The 23666-nt window shown below is 68.8% G+C and carries 20 protein-coding genes; 5 read left to right on the forward strand and 15 right to left on the reverse strand.

The features are described 5' to 3' along the window. Positions 1 to 21: 21 nt before the first annotated feature. Both HNR24_RS04300 and HNR24_RS04305 read left to right on the forward strand, forming a co-directional pair. Positions 22 to 912: a DUF3097 domain-containing protein gene (locus HNR24_RS04300; RefSeq protein ID WP_058889363.1), complete on the forward strand. Its 891-nt coding sequence runs from the start codon at positions 22 to 24 to the stop codon at positions 910 to 912. A gap of 223 nt (positions 913 to 1135) precedes the next feature. After that, on the forward strand, positions 1136 to 1516 hold the full coding sequence (locus HNR24_RS04305; protein ID WP_083505006.1) for a DUF4870 domain-containing protein: 381 nt from the start codon (positions 1136 to 1138) through the stop codon (positions 1514 to 1516). A gap of 57 nt (positions 1517 to 1573) precedes the next feature. Here the strand turns inward: HNR24_RS04305 and hemW are convergent, their stop codons facing one another. The 8 genes from hemW to HNR24_RS04345 all read right to left on the reverse strand — a co-directional run bounded on the left by hemW (position 1574) and on the right by HNR24_RS04345 (position 10648). Next, positions 1574 to 2860, reverse strand: coding sequence for a radical SAM family heme chaperone HemW (gene hemW, locus HNR24_RS04310; RefSeq protein ID WP_182495104.1), 1287 nt, complete (start codon positions 2858 to 2860; stop codon positions 1574 to 1576). Positions 2861 to 2863: 3 nt separating this feature from the next. Further along, positions 2864 to 4726: a translation elongation factor 4 gene (gene lepA / locus HNR24_RS04315; RefSeq protein WP_182495105.1), complete on the reverse strand. Its 1863-nt coding sequence runs from the start codon at positions 4724 to 4726 to the stop codon at positions 2864 to 2866. A gap of 184 nt (positions 4727 to 4910) precedes the next feature. Continuing rightward, positions 4911 to 5171, reverse strand: coding sequence for a 30S ribosomal protein S20 (gene rpsT / locus HNR24_RS04320; protein WP_036475968.1), 261 nt, complete (start codon positions 5169 to 5171; stop codon positions 4911 to 4913). A 286-nt stretch (positions 5172 to 5457) separates the two neighbouring features. Then, on the reverse strand, positions 5458 to 6486 hold the full coding sequence (gene holA, locus HNR24_RS04325) for a DNA polymerase III subunit delta (RefSeq protein ID WP_058889367.1): 1029 nt from the start codon (positions 6484 to 6486) through the stop codon (positions 5458 to 5460). A 131-nt stretch (positions 6487 to 6617) separates the two neighbouring features. After that, positions 6618 to 6815, reverse strand: coding sequence for a hypothetical protein (locus tag HNR24_RS04330; protein ID WP_157075491.1), 198 nt, complete (start codon positions 6813 to 6815; stop codon positions 6618 to 6620). A 169-nt stretch (positions 6816 to 6984) separates the two neighbouring features. Further along, entirely contained in the window at positions 6985 to 7983 is a 999-nt protein-coding gene (locus HNR24_RS04335) for a MaoC/PaaZ C-terminal domain-containing protein (protein WP_058889369.1), read from the reverse strand. 3 nt (positions 7984 to 7986) lie between these two features. Next, positions 7987 to 9348: a 3-oxoacyl-ACP reductase gene (locus HNR24_RS04340; RefSeq protein WP_058889370.1), complete on the reverse strand. Its 1362-nt coding sequence runs from the start codon at positions 9346 to 9348 to the stop codon at positions 7987 to 7989. Positions 9349 to 9355: 7 nt separating this feature from the next. After that, positions 9356 to 10648 carry an acetyl-CoA C-acetyltransferase gene (locus HNR24_RS04345; protein WP_182495106.1) on the reverse strand — a complete coding sequence of 431 codons (1293 nt, stop codon included), beginning with the start codon at positions 10646 to 10648 and terminating at the stop codon, positions 9356 to 9358. Between the two features lie 196 nt (positions 10649 to 10844). On the opposite strand from HNR24_RS04345, the gene HNR24_RS04350 reads away from it, so the two are divergent. The 3 genes from HNR24_RS04350 to HNR24_RS04360 all read left to right on the forward strand — a co-directional run bounded on the left by HNR24_RS04350 (position 10845) and on the right by HNR24_RS04360 (position 17062). Next, entirely contained in the window at positions 10845 to 12908 is a 2064-nt protein-coding gene (locus HNR24_RS04350; protein ID WP_157075492.1) for an acyl-CoA dehydrogenase family protein, read from the forward strand. Positions 12909 to 13016: 108 nt separating this feature from the next. After that, the gene (pepN, locus tag HNR24_RS04355) at positions 13017 to 15719 is read left to right on the forward strand and encodes an aminopeptidase N (protein ID WP_182495107.1); all 2703 of its coding nucleotides are present in this window, start codon (positions 13017 to 13019) and stop codon (positions 15717 to 15719) included. 311 nt (positions 15720 to 16030) lie between these two features. Further along, complete coding sequence (locus HNR24_RS04360) at positions 16031 to 17062, forward strand: sugar-transfer associated ATP-grasp domain-containing protein (RefSeq protein ID WP_182495108.1); 1032 nt, start codon at positions 16031 to 16033, stop codon at positions 17060 to 17062. A 21-nt stretch (positions 17063 to 17083) separates the two neighbouring features. On the opposite strand, the gene tatC is transcribed toward HNR24_RS04360, so the two are convergent. The 7 genes from tatC to HNR24_RS04395 all read right to left on the reverse strand — a co-directional run bounded on the left by tatC (position 17084) and on the right by HNR24_RS04395 (position 23625). After that, a complete protein-coding gene (gene tatC / locus HNR24_RS04365; RefSeq protein ID WP_246310383.1) occupies positions 17084 to 17887 on the reverse strand; it encodes a twin-arginine translocase subunit TatC in 804 nt (267 codons plus the stop codon). Between the two features lie 5 nt (positions 17888 to 17892). Beyond that, on the reverse strand, positions 17893 to 18207 hold the full coding sequence (tatA, locus tag HNR24_RS04370) for a Sec-independent protein translocase subunit TatA (protein WP_058889375.1): 315 nt from the start codon (positions 18205 to 18207) through the stop codon (positions 17893 to 17895). Positions 18208 to 18244: 37 nt separating this feature from the next. Then, on the reverse strand, positions 18245 to 20287 hold the full coding sequence (locus tag HNR24_RS04375; RefSeq protein WP_182495109.1) for a helix-turn-helix transcriptional regulator: 2043 nt from the start codon (positions 20285 to 20287) through the stop codon (positions 18245 to 18247). A gap of 9 nt (positions 20288 to 20296) precedes the next feature. After that, positions 20297 to 20701, reverse strand: coding sequence for an FKBP-type peptidyl-prolyl cis-trans isomerase (locus HNR24_RS04380; RefSeq protein ID WP_058889377.1), 405 nt, complete (start codon positions 20699 to 20701; stop codon positions 20297 to 20299). Continuing rightward, a complete protein-coding gene (locus tag HNR24_RS04385; RefSeq protein WP_157075494.1) occupies positions 20701 to 21849 on the reverse strand; it encodes an FKBP-type peptidyl-prolyl cis-trans isomerase in 1149 nt (382 codons plus the stop codon). The genes HNR24_RS04380 and HNR24_RS04385 overlap by 1 nt, the downstream gene beginning before the upstream one ends. Positions 21850 to 21927: 78 nt before the next feature. Beyond that, a complete protein-coding gene (pafA, locus tag HNR24_RS04390) occupies positions 21928 to 23421 on the reverse strand; it encodes a Pup--protein ligase (protein WP_179442180.1) in 1494 nt (497 codons plus the stop codon). Positions 23422 to 23427: 6 nt separating this feature from the next. Next, positions 23428 to 23625 (reverse strand): ubiquitin-like protein Pup, encoded by a 198-nt coding sequence (locus HNR24_RS04395; protein ID WP_182495110.1) that lies wholly within the window; start codon positions 23623 to 23625, stop codon positions 23428 to 23430. Positions 23626 to 23666 lie beyond the last annotated feature (41 nt).

Consider the following 23666-nt stretch of genomic DNA (forward strand, 5'->3'; position numbering starts at 1 on the left):
CTAATTCTACAATGGGTGATCATGAGCGCTCCGCACCTTCCCGAATGGCGTCCCTCCTCCCCCTCGAGCTGGGGTGCCCAGGACCTGTCCCAGCTGCGCCAGAGCCAGCTGCGCAAGGTCTCCGCCATGCCCGCAGACCACGGCGTGGTGATCGAGGAGGTGGAGTCCGGCTGGGTCGGGGCGATCATCTCGGTGGAGGCCTCCGGCGGCGTCGCAGTGGTCAGTCTGGAGGATCGCCGCGGCAAGGTCCGCTCCTTCCCGCTGGGTCACGGATTCCTGCACGAGGGTCAGCCGGTGGAGCTGACTCCCCCCACTCCCCGCACCGCCGCGCCGAAGCCCACACGCACCGCCTCGGGCTCGGTGGCGGTCCACGACGCGCCAGCGCGGGTGGCTCGCGCCTCACGGATCTGGGTCGAGGGCACTCATGACGCGGAGCTGGTGGAGAAGGTCTGGGGCGAGGATCTGAGGATCGAGGGCATCGTGGTGGAGCCGCTGCACGGCGCCGATGACCTGCTCGGCGCCATCCGCGCGTTCCGGCCCGGTCCCCAGCGGCGCGTCGGAGTGCTGCTGGATCACCTGGTCCCGGGCTCCAAAGAGTCCCGCATCGCCCGCGAGGTCATGCAGCAGCAGGGCGCCCACGGCAATGTGGCGGTCCTGGGCCATCCCTACGTGGACGTCTGGCAGGCCGTGAAGCCACATCTGCTGGGCTTCACCCGCTGGCCGGACATCCCGCGCAGCCAGGACATCAAGGTCGGCACGCTGCAGGCGCTCGGCTGGCCGCACGCGAACCAGCGTGACATTGCCCACGGCTGGAAGCGGATCCTGGCCCAGGTCACCAGCTACGCCGACCTGGAACCCTCGCTGCTGGGACGCGTGGAGGAGCTCATCGACTTCGTCACCGTCGAACCCTGAGTCAGCTTCTGCCTAGTCGCCAGCCCCTGATTCTCATGCCCCGCGCAAGAGTCTGCCGAACCCGGTCCCCGACACGCCCGCGCGGCCGGTTCAATGTTCAGGCTCAGTCGATAGAATCGAGGCATAGGACAGCTCGGTGCTGTGTGAGCGGCGCCGCAATCATGGAGGTGCAGTGGCGCAGAATCAGAAGCCCCAGGGTGACCGCTCGAGCCAGGATGCTCGGATGGACTCCTCTGCAGGCCTGAGGGGCTCCTCCGCCGCCGCGGCACCGCTGACTCCCGCCGAGGATCGCCGCTGGGCGACGCTCTCGCACTTCGGGGCACTCATCGGCTGCCTGCCCTCCCTTGCGGTGTACCTGGTCTACCGCGACCGCGGCCCGTTCACCGCCCAGGAGTCCAAGGAAGCGCTGAACTTCACCCTGCCGCTGACCGTGGTCATGCTGGCCTGCTACATCCTTGCGCTGCTCCCGGCCATCGGCTGGGTCTTCGGGATCCTCGCCGTGCTGCTCTGGGTCTATATGACCCTCTCCGGGCTCGTCGCCGGGATCCAGTGCAATAAGGGCCGGCCCTACCGGTACCCGCTGAATCTCCGCCTCATCCACTGAGCACACCCGGCCGAGAGCCCCTGACTCAGGCGTGATCACCCCACGGGGCCGTCGGCCTCAGGGAGCGAGTCGGCGGGTGACTGCATCCGCCAGCAGCCGTCCGCGCAGGGTGAGCACCGCTCGCCCCTGCGGATACGCGGTGCCCGGCTGCGCCGCGGCGTCGTCGATGAGCCCGTCATGGACCAGGGACTGCACGCTCTTCGCGCTGATCTTCTCGCCCTGGCTGCGCCGAAGCTGCGGCAGCGCGTTGAACTCTGCCACGTCCAGTCCCTCGGCCAGCCGCAGCCGCAGCATCAGGTGCTCCAGGGTCTGGTCCTCATCGGCCAGCAGCTCCCGGCCATGGCCCGGGGTGGCGCCGCCGGAAAGACGCTGCGCGTAGGCGGCCGGGTGCTTCACGTTCCACCAGCGCAGGCCCGCCATATGCGAATGCGCACCGGGACCGGCGCCCCACCAGTCCGAGTCCAGCCAGTAGTTCAGGTTGTGCTCGGAGCGGGTGGCGCGGCTGGTGGAGAAGTTCGAGACCTCGTACCAGTCCAGCCCGGCGGCGCCGAGCACCTCATCGGTGATCAGGTACTTGTCCGCCTGGTCATCGGGGTCGATGTCGGGCAGCGCTCCGCGCTTGATCTTCGCCGCCATAGCGGTGCCCTCCTCGATGATCAGCGAGTAGGCCGAGATGTGGTCTGGCTGCAGCGCGACCGCGTGGTCCAGGCTGGCCCGCCAGTCCTCGAGGCTCTCCCCGGGCGTCCCGGAGATCAGATCCAGGCTGACCTGCAGGCCCGCGGCACGGGCGGCGTGGACGGCACGCTCCACGTTGGCCGGGTCATGAGTACGGTCCAGGGTCCCCAGCACATGCGGCACCGCGGACTGCATGCCCAAGCTGAGTCGGGTGAACCCGGCCTCGGCCAGGACCTGCGCGGTGGCCTCGGTGATGGTGTCAGGGTTCGCCTCGGTGGTGATCTCCGCGTCGACGCGGAAGCCGAAGAGCTCACGGGCACGGGTGAGGATCCGGGCCAGCTCCTCGGGAGGCAGCAGCGTAGGGGTGCCGCCGCCGAAGAACACCGTGGAGAACGGCCGTTCCGGGGCACCCATAGTGTCCAGCACCTCGCGGGCGAAGACCAGCTCCGAGATCAGCGTGTCCGGGTAGGTGACCTGCGAGGCCCCGGGACCGAGATCCTCAGCGGTGTAGGTGTTGAAGTCGCAGTAGCCGCAGCGCACGCTGCAGAACGGGATGTGCACGTAGAGGCCGAAGGGCACCTCGGCGCGTCCCGGCAGGGCCTGCTGCACAGCGGGCGGAAAGCCGCCGTCAGCGGGGACCGGGTCGCCCAGGGGAAGGGTGGAGGGCAAGGCCTACTTCTTCCCCGCCTTCTCCTTGCCGGCGTCCTCATCCGAGGACAGCGCGGCGATGAAGGCCTCCTGCGGGACCTCCACGGTGCCGACCATCTTCATCCGCTTCTTGCCCTCCTTCTGCTTCTCCAGCAGCTTGCGCTTGCGGCTGATGTCGCCGCCGTAGCACTTGGAGAGCACGTCCTTGCGGATCGCGCGGATGTTCTCACGCGCGATGATCCGGGAGCCGATCGCGGCCTGGATCGGGACCTCGAACTGCTGGCGCGGGATCAGCTCCTTGAGCCGGGAAGCCATCTTCACGCCGTAGGCGTACGCGGAGTCCCGGTGGGTGATCGCGGAGAACGCGTCCACCTGGTCGCCCTGGAGCAGGATGTCCACCTTCACCAGGTCCGCGGCCTGCTGGCCGACGCCCTGCCAGTTCAGCGAGGCGTAGCCCTTGGTGCGGGACTTCAGCTGGTCGAAGAAGTCGAACACGATCTCGGCCAGCGGCATCTTGTAGCGGATCTCCACACGCTCGGCGGAGAGGTAGTCCATGCCTTCCATGGTGCCGCGCCGGCACTGGCAGAGCTCCATGACCGGGCCGATGAACTCCGCGGGGACGATCACCGTGGCGTCCACGACCGGCTCACGGATCTCGGTGACCTTGCCCTCGGGGAACTCCGAGGGGTTGGTCACCCGGTGGATCTCGCCGTCCTCGGCGGTGACCTCGTAGACCACGTTGGGAGCGGTGGAGATCAGGTCGAGGTTGTACTCGGACTCCAGGCGCTCCCGGGTGATCTCCAGGTGCAGCAGGCCCAGGAAGCCCACGCGGAAGCCGAAGCCCAGCGCGGTGGAGGTCTCGGGCTCGAAGTTCAGGGCGGCGTCGTTGAGCTGCAGCTTCTCCAGCGCCTCGCGCAGCACCGGGAAGTCGGAGCCGTCCAGCGGGAAGAGCCCGGAGAAGACCATCGGTGAGGGGTCGTCGTAGCCGCCGATGATCTGCTCAGCAGGGCGGTTCTGCGAGGTGACGGTGTCACCGACCTTGGAGAGCCGGACGTCCTTGACCCCGGTGATCAGGTAGCCGACCTCGCCGACGCCGAGGCCCTTGGTGGCTTCGGGCTCCGGGGAGGAGACGCCGATCTCCAGGAGCTCGTGGGTGGCGCCGGTGGACATCATCTTGATCTTCTCGCGGTGTCCGAGCTTGCCGTCGACCACGCGCACGAAGGTGACCACGCCGCGGTAGGTGTCATAGACGGAGTCGAAGATCATCGCGCGGGCCGGAGCGTCGGCGTCGCCCTCTGGGGCGGGGATCTCAGCGACGATCCGGTCCAGCAGCTCTTCCACGCCGTCGCCGGTCTTGCCGGAGACGCGCAGCACGTCCTCGGGCTCACAGCCGATCAGGTAGGCGATCTCCTCGGCGTACTTCTCCGGCTGGGCCGAGGGCAGGTCGATCTTGTTCAGCACCGGGATGATCTTGAGGTCGTGCTCCATGGCCAGGTACAGGTTGGCCAGGGTCTGCGCCTCGATCCCCTGGGCGGCGTCGACCAGGAGCAGCGCGCCTTCGCAGGCGGCCAGCGAGCGGGAGACCTCATAGGAGAAGTCCACGTGCCCGGGGGTGTCGATCATGTGGAACGCGTAGGTCTGCCCGTCCAGTTCCCAGGGCATCCGCACCGCCTGGGACTTGATGGTGATGCCGCGGTCGCGCTCGATGGCCATCCGGTCCAGGTACTGGGCCTTCATGTCACGGGGCTGGACCACTCCGGTGAGCTGCAGCATCCGGTCTGCAAGCGTGGACTTGCCGTGGTCGATGTGCGCGATGATGCAGAAGTTCCTGATGACACTGGGGTCAGTGGCGGCGGGCACCTGCGAGCTGCGGGCCTTCGGTGACACGGTGGTGGGGGTCCTTTGCTTCGTCGAGACGCCGGGCGGTGTGGTGCACCTGGCACTTCATTGTTCCATGACTGCTGTTCCATGACTGCCTGGCGCGGTGGCGTATTGCGCAAACGGGGCCCCGCGCAGCGCGCAGGGCCCCGTTGCTCGCGCTCCAGGGAGCGGAGGTGTCAGAGAGTCAAGCTCAGAGAGCGTTGACGGTGGCGGCCAGACCGGACTTGCGGTTGGCGGCGTTGTTCTTGTGCAGAACACCCTTGGACACGGCCTTGTCCAGCTTGCGAGCGGCCTCGCGGTTGGCCGCGATCGCTGCGTCCTTGTCGCCGGCGGCAACAGCGTTGCGGACCTTCTTGATGGCGGTCCGCAGCTGGGACTTGACGCCCTGGTTGCGCTGGCGCGCCTTCTCGTTGGTGAGAATGCGCTTCTTCTGAGACTTGATGTTTGCCACGAGTTGTCTTTCTGTCTGAGGTCACTGGTCGTGAGGTACGTCCCTGTCGGTCGGCAGCAGACAAACTTCAGTGGCGTGGGGTTGCCATAGCGATTGCGCAGCCCTTTGAGGTAGAGGGCCCAGAACTGCGCGAGACTTGCTGCCGCAGGGGTTTGGGGCTCTTTCGAACCCTAGACACTGCCTATAGACGATAGCAGAGAAGCCGGACTCCAGCCAGCGCAGAGACCTGCCATCAGGCCCGTGTCCGGGCCCCTGACCGGGGCTGCAGGAAGGTTCGGGCAGGTGCTCAGCGACCCACCGAGGAGGCGATGGCGGTGATGGCACGTTCCACCGCGTACTCCGGGGTCCGTGAGGCTCCCTTGGCCTCGGCGTCGGCCCGGGCGATCGCCTCGATGGCCTCGGCTGCGCGCAGCGGGTGCCAGCGTCGGGCGGTCTCTGCGACCTGCTGCAGCTGCCAGGGCGCAGCACCCAGGGTGGAGGCCAGCGCGGCGGGGCTGCCGCGGTGGTCCACCAGCGCCGCGATATGCCGACCCTTGCGGGCCAGTGCGGCGGTGACCGCGATCGGTGAGACCCCGGTGGCGATGGCGTGACGGTAGAGCCGGGTGGCGGCCTCGCGGCGACCCTCGAAGGCGGCGTCGGCGACCTTGAACGCACTCGCCTCGACGCGGCCGCCGTGGTAGCGGTCCACGTCTTCCTCAGTGATGTCCCCGGAGATGTCTGCCATGAGCTGCTGGCAGGCTCCGCCGAGGTCCGAGAGCGTGGAACCCGCCGCAGCGACCAGCGCCCGGGCGCCGTCGGCGTGGATCTCGCGCCCCGCGGCGCGGAACTCACGACGCACGAAGTCGAGCTTCTCGTTGTCGTTCCGAGCCCCGGCACAGTCGACGACGACGGCGCGCTTGGCCAGCGCATCGAGCAGCTTCTTGCCCCGGTTGCCTCCGCTGTGCCGCAGCATCAGGGTCACATCCTCGGGCTTCTCCTCGAGGTAGGCCAGGGCGTCGGCGAGGAAGGTGTCATTCATCGCCGCAAGGTCCTCAGCCAGGACCAGCCGCGCCTCACCGAAGAGCGAGGGCGAGGTGAGCGTGAAGAGCTCACCAGGGGCCGCGTTGGCCACGTCGAGCCGGCTGAACTCCAGATCTGGGTGCTCGGCACGCAGGGCCTGTTTGATCCGGTCCAGCGCGCGGCTGGCGAGGTAGTCCTCGTTGCCCTTGAGCAGGATCAGCGGCGCCGGCTCCACGCCGCGGAAGTCCTGACCATCGGTCTTCTTTGCACCACGGCCGGCGCCGCCGCGCTGGGTGCCGGTCCGCTGTGAAGCCATGGGCTCATCCTAGCGGCCCGACGCAGCATCGATGACCCTGTGCACAACTCGGCAGAGGGTCCGCACGCACATCTGGCGCAGTGACGCTCAGGGGCCGAGGGCCTGGTGCTCAGGGGCCGAGCACCTGGTGCTCAAGGGCCGAAGAACAGGGTCGCCCCGAAGATCAGCGCGGCGTAGAGCGCCACACATCCGAACCCGGAGACAACCGCTGTGCCCAGGTATCCCCCGGCGGCGAAGCTGCCCGCCGACGCTGCCGCGAACACCACTGGCAGCAGCACCCGCAGCCCGGCGGGATCACCTTGGCCGCTGAGATCGAGAAGCGAGATCATCGATGCGACGCTGGCCAGGAGGAAGCCGACACCGAAGAGGAGACTCCCGCGCCTGATCAGTGGGCCAGGCTCTGCGGGAGTCTCTCTCATGGTGCTCGTCTCTGCTGGACTCGGGGGTGCTGGAGTCGGGGGTGCTTGACTCAGCAGTGTTCTGCTGAGCCGTGCTGGATCAGGGCAGCTGCAGCTCGGCGTCGAAGTGCCGCCGGGCCTTGCGCGGGTTCCACCCGGTAAAACGCATGGTGTTCGCTCCCTGCGGCTGTGCGGCGAAGGCCACGGTGCCGGGCAGGGTCACCGGAGCCTCGAAGCGGATCCACCAGCGGTGCCCGGCGTTCTCCGGCTCCCGTCCCTCCAGCATCCGTCCGGCCGAGTACATCCCATGCACGATCGCGGCGGGCATGCCCAGTGACTTGGCAGCGAGCTGGGACACGTGGATCGGGTTGTAGTCGCCTGAGACCGCGGCGTAGGCCCGGCCGGCATCCGAGCCCAGCCGCCAGGTGGCGGTCTTGGTCGGTGGGACGAAGGACTTCGGATCCTTGGAGCGGGCCACGGCGGTGGACCCGTTCTCCGTGGTCCCTGACGCCGCCGAGATCTCCGTGCCGAGCTGGGCGCCCTTGCTGAGGTAGGTCGAGACCGAGCGCCAGAGCACCGCGGACTCCGCTGTGCCGGCTGCTCCGAGGGCGGCCTGCGGGTCTGCCCCGGCTTCAAGGACGGTGACCTTGATGTCCACCTGGGTGCCGCGGCGGTGCGGACGGAGATTCTCGGCGCTCACCAGGATCTGCACGGGCTGACCCACGCGGACCGGACGCAGGTGCTCGACCTCGTTGGACACGTGCACCAGCCCGATCAGCGGCAGCGGGAACGCGTCCTGGCTCATCAGGGCCATCTGGACCGGGAACCCGATGATGTGGACCAGAACCGAGGGCAGCGAGGCGCGGTGGGCGCCGTCGAACGCCTCCCCGCCGAAGAGCCGACGGTAGCTCTCGGCCTCTTCCGCGCTGACCCCGGGATGCTGGGCCAGCAGGGTCTGCTTCGGCAGGGTGCGCGGTCCGGCGCCCTGGCGCAGCTTCGAGCGTGCGGCGCCCAGAGCGGCGCGCCCGTAGAGGCTGCTCAGGGAGGGCCTCTCGATCTCCGTGATCACAGATTCCGTATTCCGGGATTCAATCTCCATGGCTCAGGCCCCCACGAGATTCTGTCCACAGACCCGCAGGGTCAGCCCCGAGGTCCCGCCGGCCTGCGGTGAGGCCAGGAAGGAGATGGTCTCCGCCACGTCCACCGGCAGTCCTCCCTGGTTCAGCGAGTTCAGCCGCCGGGCGACCTCCCGGGTGGCGAAGGGGATCTTCGCCGTCATCTCGGTCTCGATGAAGCCCGGGGCGACGGCGTTGATGGTGCCGTGCCGGGCGGCCAGCTGATCGGCGGTCGCCGAGACCATGCCCATGACCCCGGCCTTGGAGGCGGCGTAGTTGGTCTGGCCGCGGTTCCCGGCGATCCCGGAGGTCGAGGCCAGCGAGATGATCCGCGGACCCATTGCTCCGCGAGCGTCGGAGTTGAACAGGTCCGAGGCCAGGAAGGCCCGGTTCATCCGCAGCTGCGACTCGATGTTCACCGCGATCACCGAGTTCCAGCGGGACTCGTCCATATTCGCCAGCAGCTTGTCCCGGGTGATCCCGGCGTTGTGCACCACGATGTCGAGCCGTCCATGGTGCTGCCGCGCGTGGCCGAGGATCCGTTCCCCCGCGTTCTCGGCGGTGATGTCCAGCTGCAGCGCGGTCCCGGAGACCTCATTGGCCACCGCGGCCAGCTGCTCGCCGGCCGCGGGGATGTCGACCAGGATCAGGGAGGCGCCGTCGCGGTGCAGCACCCGGGCGATGGACGCACCGATGCCGCGGGCGGCGCCGGTGACTACGGCGACCTGGCCCTGCAGCGGGCGGTCCCAGTTCTGCGGCAGTGCACCGTTGACGCTGTCCACCGAGATGAACTGACCCGAGACGAACGCGGAGCGTCCGGAGAGCAGGAAGCGCAGCGCCCCGGCGACACCCGGTGCGGAGGGGTCCAGCTCATCGGCGAGCACGATGCCGTTGGCGGTGCCCCCGGCTCGCATCTCGTGGGCCGTGGAGCGGGTCAGACCCTGGACTGCGCTGCGGGCGGCGCGGACGCTGGGGTCCGAGGTGCCCTGCGGGTCCCGGGCGACGGTGATCACCCGGCCGGAGGGCTTGAGCTGCTTGAGCAGCATCCCGATCTCCAGCACGGTCTCACTGAGGTCCGCAGGGCTGGACGCGGAGTCGAAGCAGGCGACGACGCCGGCCACCTTCTCCTTGGGCCCGAGGTTCCGGCGCACATCGAGATCCCAGCTGAGCAGCCGATCCGCGAGCGCCGAGGCGGCCTCGGAGCTGCCCAGCACCACGACGGGTCCGTCGATCAGCGGGCGGCCGGGCCGGTGCCGGCGCAGCTTCGCCGGCTGCGGCAGGCCCAGGTTCTTGGTCAGGGTGCGGCCGAAGCCGGTGTTGGCGAATTCCGTGTAGGTGTCTCGAGCCATGAAGCGTTCACCGCCCTTCGATGATCGCGGTGATGCCCTGGCCGCCGGCGGCGCAGACCGAGATGAAGCCGAGCTTGCCGGGCTTGCCGTGCAGCGCCTTGGCCAGTGAGGCGACGATCCGTCCACCGGTGGCCGCGAAGGGATGCCCGGCGGCGAGCGAGGAACCGTTGACGTTGAGCCGGCTGCGGTCGATGGTGCCCAGTGCGGAGTCCAGGCCGAGCTTGTTCTTGCAGAACTCCTCGGACTCCCAGGCCTTGATCTGGGCCAGCACGGTGGAGGCGAAGGCCTCGTGGATCTCCAGGTACTCGAAGTCGGAGAAGCTGAGGTTGTTGCGCTTGAGCATCCGGGCGGCGGCGTAGGCCGGTGCCATCAGCAGGCCTTCGGCGCCGTCGACGAAGTCCACTGCGCCCTCCTCGTAGTCGATGAAGTTCGCCAGCTTGGGCAGGTCGTGCTGGTCCGCCCATTCCTCGGAGCCCAGCAGCACCGCGGAGGCGCCGTCGGTCAGGGCGGTGGAGTTCGCCGCGGTCATGGTGGCCTCGGCGCCGAGGTCCTTGCCGAAGGCCGGGGAGAGCTTGCCCAGCTTCTCCAGGGTGGAGTCGGCGCGCATGTTGGTGTCGCGGCTGACGTTCTTGAACGGGGTGATCAGGTCGTCGAAGAAGCCGCGGTCATAGGCTGCGGCGAGATTCTTGTGGCTGGCCAGGGCGAGCTCGTCCTGCTCCGCGCGGGTGATGCCCCAGGCGTGGGCGGTGATCGCCATGTGCTCACCCATGGACATCCCGGTGCGCGGCTCGTTGACGCCGGGGGCCTGCGGGGCCAGGTGGGCCGGGCGGACCTTGGACAGCGCCTTGAGTCGCTGGCTGAGGGTCTTGGCCCGGTTGGCCTCCATCAGGATCCCGCGCAGCTCGTCGGTGACCACGATCGGGGCGTCAGAGATGGAGTCGACTCCCCCGGCGATGGCCGAGTCGATCTGGCCCAGCTTGATCTTGTTCGCCATCGAGCCGATCGCCTCCATGCCGGTGGCACATGCCATCTGCACGTCGAAGGCCGGGGTCTTGGGGTCCAGCGGGGTGCCCAGCACCGATTCGCGGGTGAGGTTGAAGTTCTTGGAGTGCTTCATCACGGCCCCGGCGGCGACGGTGCCGATCTGCTCCCTCTGCAGCCCGAAGCGGGCCACCAGGCCGTTCAGCGTGGAGGTGAGCATGTCCTGATTCCCGGCGGTGGCGTAGGCGGTGTGCGCCCGGGCGAAGGGGATGCGATTTCCACCGATGATGACGGCGTCGCGGATGTTCTGTGCACTCATGGAACTGACTCCTGGGTCGAGGGTTGCAACCCCCGGCGCGACTCCCGCTGGGTCAGCAGGTGCGCCGGGTCTTGCATTTGTTACTGGTCAGTATCATAGACTATTTTGTGTGCAGGATCACTGATCACCCCACACCGAAGAACCGGTGCCGATCACCCCGTGCGCCTGACGCTCAACACCAGTCTGAGGAGACCTCATGTCACACCACCCGGTCACCGACCCGATCGAGGCCATCGACCCCGCCGACTCCGCCCGCGTGGACAAGAAGGTGATGGAGGAGGTGCTGCTCGGTCACTGGGCAGAGACCCGGCGAGAGGCCCGGGAGCTGCTGAAGGACTCGGCGTTCCACAAGATAGAGGGCATGTCCAAGGAGGACCACCGCGAGCGGGTGTTCAAGCAGCTGGCGCTGCTGGTCGACGGCGGCGCCGTGCACCGGGCCTTCCCCACCGAGTTCGGCGGTCAGGACGCCCACGGGGCGAACATCGCCGCCTTCGAGGAACTGGTCACCGCGGACCCGTCGCTGCAGATCAAGGCCGGGGTCCAGTGGGGACTCTTCGCCGCCGCGGTGCTGCACCTGGGCTCGGAGGATCATCACCGTCGCTTCCTCCCCGCGACCATGGACCTCAGGGCCCCGGGCGCCTTCGCCATGACCGAGTTCGGCCACGGCTCCGACGTCGCCTCCATCGGCACCACCGCGACCTATGATCCGGCCACCGAAGAGTTCATCCTGCACACCCCGTTCCCCGCGGCCACCAAGCGCTACCTGGGCAATGCGGCGAACCACGCCAAGGACGCCGTCGTCTTCGCCCAGCTGATCACCAACGGGGTCAACCACGGGGTGCATTGCCTCTACACCAACATCCGCGGCGAGGACGGCAAGGCGCTGGAGGGCATCACGATCACCGATGAGGGCCAGAAGGGCGGCCTGAACGGGGTCGACAACGGCTGCTTCACCTTCAACCAGGTCCGGGTGCCCCGGACCAACCTGCTCAACCGCTACGGCGACGTCGCCGCCGACGGCACCTACAGCTCCCCGATCGACTCCCCCGGCCGGCGCTTCTTCACGATGCTCGGCACCCTGGTGCAGGGACGGGTCTCGCTCACCGGCGCTTCGGTGGCGGCCTCGAAGCTGGCGCTGATCGGTGCGATCACCTACGGCAACCAGCGCCGCCAGTTCAACGCCTCCTCCCCCATCGAGGAGGAGGTGCTGCTGGACTACCAGCTGCACCAGCGCCGGCTGCTTCCCCGCCTGGCCACCACCTTCGCGGCGAACTTCGCCCACGAGAACCTGCTGGTCAAGCTGGATGACGTGTTCTCCGGGAAGGACGATTCAGACGCCAACCGGCAGGAACTGGAGACCCTCGCCGCGGCGATCAAGTCGGTCACCACCTGGCACGCGCTGGACACCCTGCAGGAGGCCCGCGAGGCCTGCGGCGGTGCCGGGTTCATCTCGGAGAACCGGCTGGTCTCGCTGCGCGCCGACCTCGACGTCTATGTCACCTTCGAAGGGGACAACAACGTGCTGCTCCAGCTGGTGGCCAAGCGGCTGCTCAGCGACTACGCCGCCGAGTTCAAGGGCGCCGACTTCGGGGTGCTCTCGCGCTATGTGGCCAACCAGGCCCAGTCCACCGTGATGAACCGGTTCGGGCTGCGCCGTGCCGTGCAGTCCGTGCAGGACACCGGGGACGAGCGCCGCAGCGCGAACTGGTTCAAGCAGCCCGAGGTGCAGCGTCAGCTGCTCACCGAGCGTTCCCGGCAGATGGTCATCGACGTCGCCGGGGAGCTGCGCTCCGCCTCGAAGCTGCCCGCGGCGAAGCAGGCGGAGATCTTCAACGAACACCAGTACGAGATCATCAACGCCGCGAAGGCCCACGCGGACCTGCTGCTCTGGGAGTCCTTCACCGAGGCCCTGGAACGGGTCAGCGATCCCGGGACCAAGCAGATCATGACCTGGCTGCGCGACCTCTACGCGCTGACCAAGATCGAAGACACGCTGGACTGGTACCTGCTGCACGGTCGGATCTCCGCGCAGCGGGCCCGCACGCTGAGCCCCTATGTGAACCGGCTGCTGGCACGGCTGCGCCCGCACGCTCAGGACATCGTGGACTCCTTCGGCTACTCCCCCGAACACCTGCGCATGGAGATCACCTCCGGCACCGAGCAGCAGCGCCAGGATGAGTCCATGGAGTACTACCGCACGCTGCGGGCCTCTCCCGAGGCACCGGTGGAGGAGAAGCTGCTGCATTCGCGCCGGAAGTGAGCCGGGCGCGCGGGGATGGGCGGCTGGGCAGCTGATGGGCGGCTGAGCTCCCGGTGAGCGTCTGAGCCGCTGATGGGCGGCTGAGCAGGTGTCTGCTTGAATGGCAGGATGACTGCTCAGCTGCCCTTCCCCCGTGCCGATGTCGAGAACCTGACCCGCGAGGAGGCCGCCCGGCGCGGTGCCCTGCTGGAGGTCACGCACTACCGCGTCGAGGTGGATCTGCGCGGGGCCCCCGCCCCGGCAGCAGTGACCTACCCGGTGCAGACCTTGATCACGTTCTGCGCCGCCGAGGCCGGTGCCAGCACGTTCCTGGACCACCTGGGAGCCTCGGTGGAGTCCCTGGTGCTCAACGGTGTGGAGCTGGACGTGGCCAGCCACGTGGGGCCCGCCCGGATCCTGCTCCCGGAGCTGCAGGCGCAGAACACGGTGGAGATCCGGTCCACCTCGCGCTATTCCCGCTCCGGGGAGGGCCTGCACCGGTTCGTGGACCCGGTGGATGACCAGGTCTATCTCTACACCCAGTACGAGCCGGCCGACTCCCGCCGGGTGTTCCCGGTCTTCGAGCAGCCGGATCTCAAGGCCCGATTCAGCTTCTCGATCATCGGGCCCCAGGCCTGGCAGCTGCGCTCGAACAGCCCGGCGATCACCCGGGCGCCGCTGGAGACCGCGGAGACCACCACCGGTGACGACGCCGATGCTCACCGGCTGGTCCGGGTGGAGTTCGCTGAGACTCCCCGGATGTCTTCCTACATCACCGCGCTGCTGGCCGGTCCCTACCACCACGTGGAGGGCCGCTACCAGGGCGGGGTCCCGGGCGGAGAGACCCGCGAGGTGCCGCTGAGCGTGCTCTGCCGGGCATCCCTGGCCGAGCACTTCGACGCCGAAGCGCTGCTGGAGCTCACCCGCAGCGGGCTGGACTTCTTCCACGCCGAGTTCGCCTACCCCTACCCCTGGGGCAAGTACGACCAGGTCCTCGTCCCGGAGTACAACCTCGGCGCGATGGAGAACCCGGGACTGGTGACCTTCACCGAGAAGTACGTCTTCGACACCGCGGCCACCGACGCCCAGTATGAGACCCGGGCCAACACGCTGATGCATGAGATGGCGCATATGTGGTTCGGCGATCTGGTGACCATGCACTGGTGGGACGACCTGTGGCTCAAGGAGTCCTTCGCCGACTACATGGGCTCCCTGGCCGTGGACGAGGCCACCGACTGGGAGACCTCCTGGATCTCCTTCGCCAACGGGCGCAAGGCCTGGGCCTATGTGCAGGACCAGCTGCCCACCACGCACCCGATCGTCGCGGACATCGAGGACCTCGAGGCCGCCGACCAGAACTTCGACGGGATCACCTACGCCAAGGGCGCCTCGGTGCTCAAGCAGCTCGCCGCCTACGCCGGGCGGGAGGCCTTCCGGGAGGCCGCGCGGCGCTACTTCACCCGGCACGCCTTCGGCAACGCCTCACTGGGTGACTTCCTCGCCGTGTTGGAGGAGGTCACCGGGGCGAACATGGACGACTGGGCGCGGGCCTGGCTGCAGACCGCCGGGGTCCCGGTGCTCTCCGCCGAGCTCGACGAGTCCGGTCGTGTGCTGGTCCGCGAGAAGGGCATCGATCCGGCCACCGGTGAGTCGGTGTCCCGGCCGCATAAGATCCGCGTCGGTGTGCACCTGCTCGATCCCTCGAACGACACCCTGGTGCTGCACGCCGCCCAGGAGGTCTTTGTGGACCCGGCCGCGCCGAACGGCGTCACAGAGGTCCCCGAGCTCAGCGTCCCCGAGGGACACCCCCGGCTGCTGCTGCCCAATGAGGAAGATCTGACCTACGCCAAGCTCAGCCTGGACGCGGAGTCGGTGGCCGCGGTGCTGACCTATCCGGTGGCGGATCCGCTGGCGCGGGCCACCGTCTGGGCCGCGCTGTGGTCCATGGTGCGCGACGGCGAGCTGCCCGCCCGCCGGTTCCTGACCGCCGTGCAGGAGCTGGGCCTGGGCATCGAAGAGATCGTCGTCGTCCAGGGGCTGCTGCGCCAGTCGCTGACCGCGCTCCAGCGCTATACCCCGGCCGAGGACCGCGCCGGGCTGCAGCGGGACCTCGCGGCGACGCTCGCCGGGGAGCTGACCCGCCGCACCGGTGGGGACCACCAGCGAGCGATCGCCCGGTGCCTGGCCACGCTCTCACGCGAAGAAGGTTCGCAGCTGGAGCTGCTCGAGGCGCTGCTCGACGGCGCCGCCGAGGACCACGGGATCTCCGGGCTGGCGATCGACGAGGAGCTGCGCTGGGCGTTCCTGCAGGCCCTCGCCGCGCACGGCCGGGTGAGCCGGGAGCAGCTGGACGCGGAGCTGGCCGCCAAGACCACGGCCCGGGCGAAGATCGCACACCGGCTGGCCGCTGCGGCGCGTCCGGACCGGCGGATCAAGCAGGCCGCCTTCGGGCAGGCCCTGGCTGGGACCGACGACGCCGGCCAGGAGCTCTCCAACGATCACCTCACCGCCACCGTGGAAGGGTTCACCGTGGCCGGGGATCCGGAGACCGCGGCGGTGATCGAGCGGCACACCCCGGCGTACTTCGAGGCGCTGAGCGACGTGTGGGAGCGGATGAGTCAGGGCCAGGCCACCCGGGTGGTCTCCGGGCTCTACCCCGGAGCTCAGGACCTGGTTCCCGGGCAGGAGCCCGAGCAGCATCCCCTGGCGCAGCGCACCGAGGCCTGGCTCCAGGAGAACGGCGACGCCCCGGCCGCCCTGCGCCGGCTGCTGATCGAGGAGCACGATCAGCTGCTGCGCGGACTCCGCGCTCAGGCCGCAGCCCGGGGCTGAGCCGGGGCGGCCGGACAGGAGGCCGGGGCGGGGCTGGGCCGGCGCGCCCCGGGGCATTCCCCACCCTCCCTGGTTTGTCGCATCGCTATGCCATGTCCCATCGATATATCGCGCCAAAGCCATGGGACACGGCATAGGCATGCGACAGAGGGGGGCGGCCGGGCGGATTTGCGAGAGGGACTCCGGGAACCCTGGTCGGCGGAGCAGTGCCCTGTTAGATTGACGCCGGATGAACATACCGTGGGACAGCTGAACTCCGAGGAGCTGGCGTGAACCTGGATACGATTGAGCAGGCAGAGGATGGGTTGCGGATGAAAGTCCGCTCCCGTTTGAACAGTCGGACGGCGGCGAAGGTGCTCCGCTCGATCGAGACCGCCAAGGGCCCGCTTCCGAAGCAGCTCCAGTCCCAGGCCGATCAGTACGCCGTCGAGGTCCTCGGCTCCAAGAGCTATGCGCCCTGGCTCTATGTCTACTGCGCGGTGGCCGGCGAGTTCCGTCAGGGGTGGATCCCGGACAACTACTACATGTCGGTGGTCCTGCCAGCGATCGAAGGCCGCTATGGCGGGCTCTCCGACATGCGCTCGATGACCGCCTGCATCTTCGGGCAGGAGAAGGAGATCCCCGACTCCGGATACGTGGTCAAGGGCCAGCTGTACAACGCCTCCCTGGAACCGGTCGCGTCACTGCAGAAGTTCACTGACCTGGTCTTTGCCGGCGGTGAACAGGTGGCCTTCAAGGCTGACGCCAGCGATCGCGGCCGAGGCGTGCATATTTTGGACCGGGATCGCTTCCTCCAGACGGCCGCGGGTCTTCCCGACGGGGTGATCCAGCCGTTCATCGACCAGCATGAGGTCTTCGCGCAGGTCGCCGCCGGCTCCGTAGGGACGCTGCGGATGACGACTGTCCTGGAGCCTGACGGAAGGGCCTCCGTCAGGAGTGCCTATCTGCGGTTCGGACGGGACGCGGAGGACCACGTCGCATCAGAGTCGAACATCCGAGTGGTCCTGGACACGGCGACGGGCGCTTTCAGCCCGGTCGGATACTCGGTGGACTGGCTCGAGATCGACCGGCACCCTGACTCCGGCTTCGTCTTCGCCGGCCACCAGGTGCCCAGCTATGCCGCCTGCCGGGAAGCCGTGGAACGGCTGCATCGGCGCATACCGATGGTCCCCTCCATCGGGTGGGATCTGGCGGTGGCCCGCGACGGCTCGGTCCAGGTGCTGGAGTGGAACAGCGGGCACAACGACATCAAGTTCTCCGAGGCGACCTCGGGGCCATGCTTCCAGGGGCTGGGATGGGAACATCTGGGCCGGAACACCGCTGCCAGCCCGATCCTCGCCTGAGCCACGCGACGACGGCGCGGCTCAGTCGCGCAGCAGCTCGTCGATCTCGGCGTCGGTGGCGGCTTCGCGCTTGGCGCGGCGGCGGTCATTGAGCATGCACAGCAGGATCGCGATGCCGAAGAGCACAGTCAGCGGAAGGGCGAGGAAGAACATGCTCACCGCGTCGCCGCCGGGGGCCGCCAGTGCGGAGATCACGGCGATCAGCATGATCACACCGCGCCAGGCCTTGAGCACCTGCTTGCCGGTGACCAGTCCCATCATGTTGATCCCGACCAGCACCACCGGGATCACCATGGCGATCCCGAAGGCCAGGAACAGCGTCAGCACGAAGGAGAAGTAGACATCCGGGTTGATGACGTTGGAGGTGCCCTCCGGGTTCAGCGCCAGGAAGAAGCCCACCGCCTGGGGCAGCACGCTGTAGGCCGCGGCGATCCCGCCCAGGAACAAGGGCACCGAGGCGGCGATGAACCCGATGGCGTAGCGCTTCTCGGTCTTCTTCAGCCCGGGCATGATGAACGCCCAGATCTGATAGAGCCAGATCGGGGAGGAGATCACGATGCCCACGAAGAGTGAGAGCCGGATCATCAGATCCAGCGGGCCACCCACGGTGTTGAACGCGATCTCCGCGAGCTGACCCTCGGACTCGAAGGCCAGGATCGGCTCGGCGAGCACCTGGACCAGCCAGTCGTAGAGGAAGAATCCGGCGGTCGCCCCGAGCAGGATGCCGATGGCGGCCTTGATCAGGCGGTTGCGCAGCTCCCGGAGGTGATCCTTCAGCGCCATGGTGCGCTCGGGATCGCGCCGCCGCTTCTTCGAGGTGGCCATGCGGCTTAGCGGTGGTCTCCCCGCTGCTCCCGCTCAGTGCGGCGGGCCTGCTCGGCGGTGGGGTCATTGGAGTTGAGCACGCGGCCCTCGACCGGGGCACGCTCGTCCGTGCGGGGGTCTTCGCTGGGCTCGGCGGAGACGTCTGGGGCGTCCGGGTCGGTGGAGTTCCGCTTGGACTCCTCGCCCATGGTGCGCACCTCAGACCGGAAGATGCGCATCGACTGGCCCAGCGACTTGGCCAGCTTGGGCAGCTTCGGGGCCCCGAAGAGCAGGATGATCAGCAGCGCGATGATCGCGATCTGCCAGCCGGAGATATTCATGGCACAGGTCCTTTCCTTGAGGCCAATCGTACGCCACTCACTGCGTCAGGGCGGACAGCTCTTCGCGGGCCCGCGCCGTGATCTGCTCACGGATCTGGGCCGGCGCAAGTACGGTGAGATCCCCGCCGAGCTGCAGGCAGAGCCTGATCAGCGCCTCGCGGCTCTGGAACCAGGTGCTGATGAATCTCGTCCCGTCCGGCTGGGTGCGTTGCTTCCGCGGCGAGTAGCGATCCGCCAGCGCGGCGGCGGCTGGGGAGAAGCGCAGCACGACGTCGAACGCTCCGCTGTCCCGGGGCGGACGCGGCGGCTCCGCCGGGGCTTGGGCGAGCTGGCGTGCGGTCTCGCCGATCGGCTCCTGGGGCAGCGGTCGCTGTTCCCGGATCCGGGAGCTGAGGAAGTTCCGTGGCCCCTGGGCCACCCGGCACCAGGCCTGCAGGTAGGTGCGGGGACCGTCGAGATAGACGTGGGTGGGCTCGACCACCCGTTCGGTGATGGTCCCGGAGGCGTCCTCATAGCGCAGCGCCAGGCAGTAACCGCCTGACACAGCGGCCCGAAGCTCAGCGGTGGCCTCGCTGCCCACTCCGGCGCCGGCGGCGACCTTGGTCGCGGCCTCCTGCAGCCCCTCGGGCAGCACGGTGGTGATCTTCCGGCGCAGTGATTCGGCGGCGGAAACCCAGTCCTCGACGGGCCCACCAACGGTGCCGGAGGTATCGGTGCCGGCGGGCTCACCAGCGGTGCCAGAGGTGTCGGCCCCAGTGGTATCGGCGCCGGTGCGACTGGTCGCGGCGTCGCCGTAGGTGCTGGGGCTGGCCGCGCCGATCATGGTGTTCAGCGCGATCAGCAGCGAGAGGGCGCCCGGTTTGGTCAGTGTGAGCGGGCGCGCCAGCACCTCCCCGGTGCGCGCCGAGGGCATCGCCAGGGTGATCGGGGCATCCCGGGACAGGTACTCCTGGGTGAACGCGTCCAGGTTCAGCGGCGGGGACGGGTGGATGTCGATGAACTCGCCGAACTGGCCCGGGCCGAAGCTGCCCGACTGCTGGATCGAGAGCAGGTCCTTGAGCAGCTGCTTCGGTGTGATCTGATGCCGGGCGAGCAGCTCCGAGGGGCGGACCCCGTCGGCGCTGAGCAGGTAGGCCGCCATGGAGAGCACGCGTTCCACCTTGCGGTGGGCGGGATCAGCCCGGCGCGGCGCCCCGGTGGGAGCCAGCCGGGGAGGTTTCGGTGCGGGCCCCTGGTGGGCGGCGAGCACGCCGCGCAGCAGCCGGGCCGGGTCCTGATCGCCGGTGAGTCCCTGCAGCGCGGAGCTAGCATCGGCTGACTGAATCCCGGCCCGGTCGGCCTCGCTCAACGCCGGCGCCGGGCGCAGCGGGCTGATGACGCCGTGCACCCGATCCAATCGGAAGGTCCTGCGGGCGCCCCGGTCCAGGTCGTACCCGATGAGGTACCAGTGGCCGCGGGCGGCGAAGTCCAGCAGCACCACACGGCGCGGCGCGGGCTGGGCAGCTCCCCTGCCGGTGTAGTCGAAGCCGAGCACGGCCCGCGGCGGCAGGGCCGCCAGCTCGGTGAGCCGGTCGAACTCGTCGTCGCTGCCCAGGTTGAAGCTCAGCGCACCGCCGGCAGGTCCGGCCGCGGCGAAGACCGAGGACGACGCCTCGGCGGGCCCGGCAAGCGCCCAGCTGGCCTGATCCAGCCAGGATCGGGTGCGGCTTCCGGCCCAGAGCTGCCCGGCGCGGGAGAGCACCAGGGTCTCGGCCTGGCTCAGCGGCACCGGTGGCAGCCCGTAGTCCGCGGGATCGATCCGGTAGCGGTAGTCCTCCCGGTCTGTGGGAGGCTCCTCGATCGCGATGCCGCAGCTGCGCAGATGATCCTTGTCGCGGCTGAACAGCCGCTCCCAGGCGTCGGCGGACTGGCCTTCGGCCTGGGTGCGGTAGTGCTCGACCCGGTCCCGGATCTCCGCCTTGGTCAGCCCGCCGGCGCCGGCGTCGAGGATGCTCGCGGCCAGGGAGAAGGCCCGTGCCACGCCATAGTCGGCGTAGACGTCCTGCTCCGCCTCCTGCTCCTCGTCGATCTGTTCAGTCACCGAGCCGGATCAGGAGGCCTTGCGGACGCTGACCAGGTCCACCACGAAGATCAGGGTTTCGTTGGGTCCGATGGCGGCGCCGGCACCCTGCTCGCCGTAGGCCAGGTGCGGCGGGATCTCGAAGCGACGTCGAGCGCCCTCCTTCATCCCGATCAGTCCCTGGTCCCAGCCCTGGATGACCTGACCGATGCCGGCGGTGAAGTCCAGGGTCTGTCCGCGGTTCCAGGAGGCGTCGAACTCTTCGCCGGTGGACCAGGAGACTCCCACGTAGTGGCAGGAGATGGAGTCGCCGGGCTCTACGGCGTGTCCGCCGCCGGCGATGAGCTCCTCGATGACCAGTTCCTCGGGAGGGGTGTCGCCGGGGAAGTCCACCTCGGGGCGGGTGCGGTCATAGCTGCGCTGGCCGAAAGACATCAGTCGGTCTCCTCATCAGTTGCTTCGTCACTGTCTGCATCGTTGCTGTTCTCGGCACCCTCGCCGCCGGCGTCCTCGCCGCCTTCGGCGCCGTCAGCACCCTCGCCGCCACCCTGCTCGGCCTCCATCTGCTCGATCATCTCCTGGATCTCCTCCTCGGAGAGTTCGGGCTGACCGGACTGCGGGGCGGGCGCGGCGGCCTGAGGCGCCTCGGCGGAGGCGATCAGGTCGACGACGAAGATCAGGGTCTCCCCTGCCAGCTCATGCTCGGTGCCCTCTTCGGCGTCCTCTTCGCTCTCCCCGTAGCCGGACTCCGGTGGGATGACCAGCAGCACCCGGGAGCCGACCTGCTGACCCTCCAGGCCTTCGGCCCATCCGGGGACCAGGTTGCTCAGCGGGAAGCCGGCCGGCCCGGCGTCGTCCTCGTCCTCATCCTGGGGCCAGTTGGAGTCGAAGAGCTCGCCGTCGGACCACTTCCAGCCGGAGTAGCGCACCACGACCTGATCGTCGGCGGCCACCTCCTCGCCGTCGCCCTGGATGAGCACCTCGGTGCTGACCTCCTCGGGCGCGTCGCCCTCATTGCCGCCGAGCAGCTCCGGGAGCGTGCCCTCTTCGTTCTCGATCTCGGGCAGCTCGCCGTCCTGCTCCTGGACCTCGCCCTCGGCGAAGGCCGGTGACTGGCCCTCCACGCGCAGCACCAGCAGCGTGGCCTGGGCGCCGGTCTCGGCGTCGGCCGGCTCGAAGAGCGCGATCTCAGACCCGATGGTGAGGTCGGTGTCGGTGAGCGAGTCGTAGATGAACTCGCTCTGCTCCTGCATCTGCGGCAGGTAGATCATCGAGGGGTTGTCCTCGCTGAAGCTCTCCTCCTGGACCTCTCCGGTGGAGGGGTCCGCCACGGCGTGGGAGACCTCGAGGATCTGCTCCTCGTCGAGGTCCTCGCCGTCGCCGCGATCGAGCACCCGGGAGGCCTCCTCCTCGAGCTCGAGCGGACTGCGCAGGATGACCTCCGGGGAGCCCTCCTCGGTGAAGTGCAGGTCCACCCCGGAGAGTGCGTCGGTGTCGCCCAGCCCGTCGTCGGAGCACGCGGTGAGCAGCAGGACTGCTGGGACGGACAGAGCCACGCAGGTGCGGCGGAACGAAGAGTGCACGGTGTTTCCTTCAGCTTGAACGGCGAGGAGAGATGGTCTGGGCCTGACCAGCACTGTACAGGCCGGGTACCGGGTTCGTCAGATCAGCGGAGGCTCAGCAAGCTCCGGGGCGCGCCCCAGCTTGTAGCGTTCGCTGAGCGCCAGCGGGAGCTCCTGGGCGCGGCGTTCGGACAGGGTCTGCTCGCTCAGCGAAGCCACCCGGTCTCCGAGCCGATCCAGCAGGGCGTCCATCCGGGGATCCTCCGCGCTGAGCGGGTCCTTGAGCATCAGCGCCTCCAACGGCCGGTCCACCAGCTTGTGGTGCACCCAGTCCACGGTGTGCTCGGCGCCCAGCGCCCGGGCGGTGGAGAGGAAGCGTCCGCGCAGCGCCGCCCGGGTGGTGGCCGGCGGGTCGACGATCGCGCGTTGGATCCGCTCGGGTGCCAGCTGTGTGCTGACCCGCCCGTGGGCCGCCATCAGGTTGAACACCCCGCGAGTGGGGTGGACGTCGTGGTAGGCCATGTCGAGCTGTTCCAGCTTCGGGTGCCCCATGGGCAGGCTGCCGCGCTCGGCGACGTCGGTGAGCAGGCGCTTCTTGATCGCCCAGTCGATGTCGCGCTCGATCGGGGTGTGGTCGCCGCTGGAGACCGCCTGCAGGGTGCGCTCCCAGAGTTCGAAGATCTGCTCCACGCCCGCATGGTGCGCGCCGTTCTCACGGACGAAGCGGCGCGCCCGGTCCAGCAGCCGGGCCTGGATCTCCACGGCGGTCTGCAGGCCCCCGTTGCGGATCTTCACGGCGGCCTTCCCGGTGATGTCGTGGCTGATGTGCCGGATCGCCCCGATCGGGTTCTCCAGCTCGAAGTCTCCCACCGGAACCCCGGACTCGACCATCCGCAGCACCAGGTCGGTGGCGCCGTAGCGCAGCAGGCTGGTGGTCTCGGACATGTTGGAGTCGCCCACGATCACGTGCAGCCGGCGGTGCACCGCGGCGTCGGAATGCGGCTCGTCGCGGGTGTTGATGATCGGCCGGGAGCGGGTGGTGGCCGAGGAGATGCCCTCCCACATGTGGTCCGCCCGCTGGGAGAACGCGTAGTGCGCCGGGGACTCGTCCGTGGCCGGGACCAGCCGGCCGGCGCCGACCATGATCTGCCGCGTGACCAGGAAGGGCAGCAGGATCGTGGAGAGCCGCCGGAAATGGGTGGTGCGCGGGATCAGGTAGTTCTCGTGGCTGCCGTAGGAGTTGCCCTGGGAGTCCACGTTGTTCTTGAACAGGTAGACACTGCCGTCGAAGCCGTCCTCGGTCATCGCCGCCTCGGCGCGCTGCGCCAGGTCGTGCATGATCAGCTCACCGGCGCGGTCGGAGGCGATCAGGTCCAGCAGGTCGTCACATTCCGCGGTGGCGTACTCCGGGTGGGAGCCCACGTCGAGGTAGAGCCGGGAGGCGTTGGGGATGAAGACGTTCGAGCTTCTCCCCCAGCGCAGCACCGGGCGGAAGAGGTAGCGGGCCACCTCGTCCGGGGGCAGGCCACGGCGGGTGCGGCCGTGGTGGGTGATGCCGAACTCGGTCTCGACCCCGATGACGCGCCGATCCATGGGCGGCTACTCGCCGCCCTTCTGCACGTAGCCCTTGACGAACTCCTCGGCGTTGGACTCCAGCACCGAATCGATCTCATCGAGCAGGCTGTCGAGCTCCCCGGCGCGCTTCTGGGCCTGCGCGTTGCCGCCGACCGCCGCCTGATCGGGGGCCGCACCGTCGTCGTCTCCGCCCTGGGGGCGCTTCTGCGGTTGAGTGGACATGATCTCTCCTTCTCTGAGCCCTGCGGTTCAGCGACTCAGCA

It is taken from the genome of Nesterenkonia sandarakina, assembly GCF_014138825.1.
Taxonomy (GTDB): Bacteria; Actinomycetota; Actinomycetes; order Actinomycetales; family Micrococcaceae; genus Nesterenkonia; species Nesterenkonia sandarakina.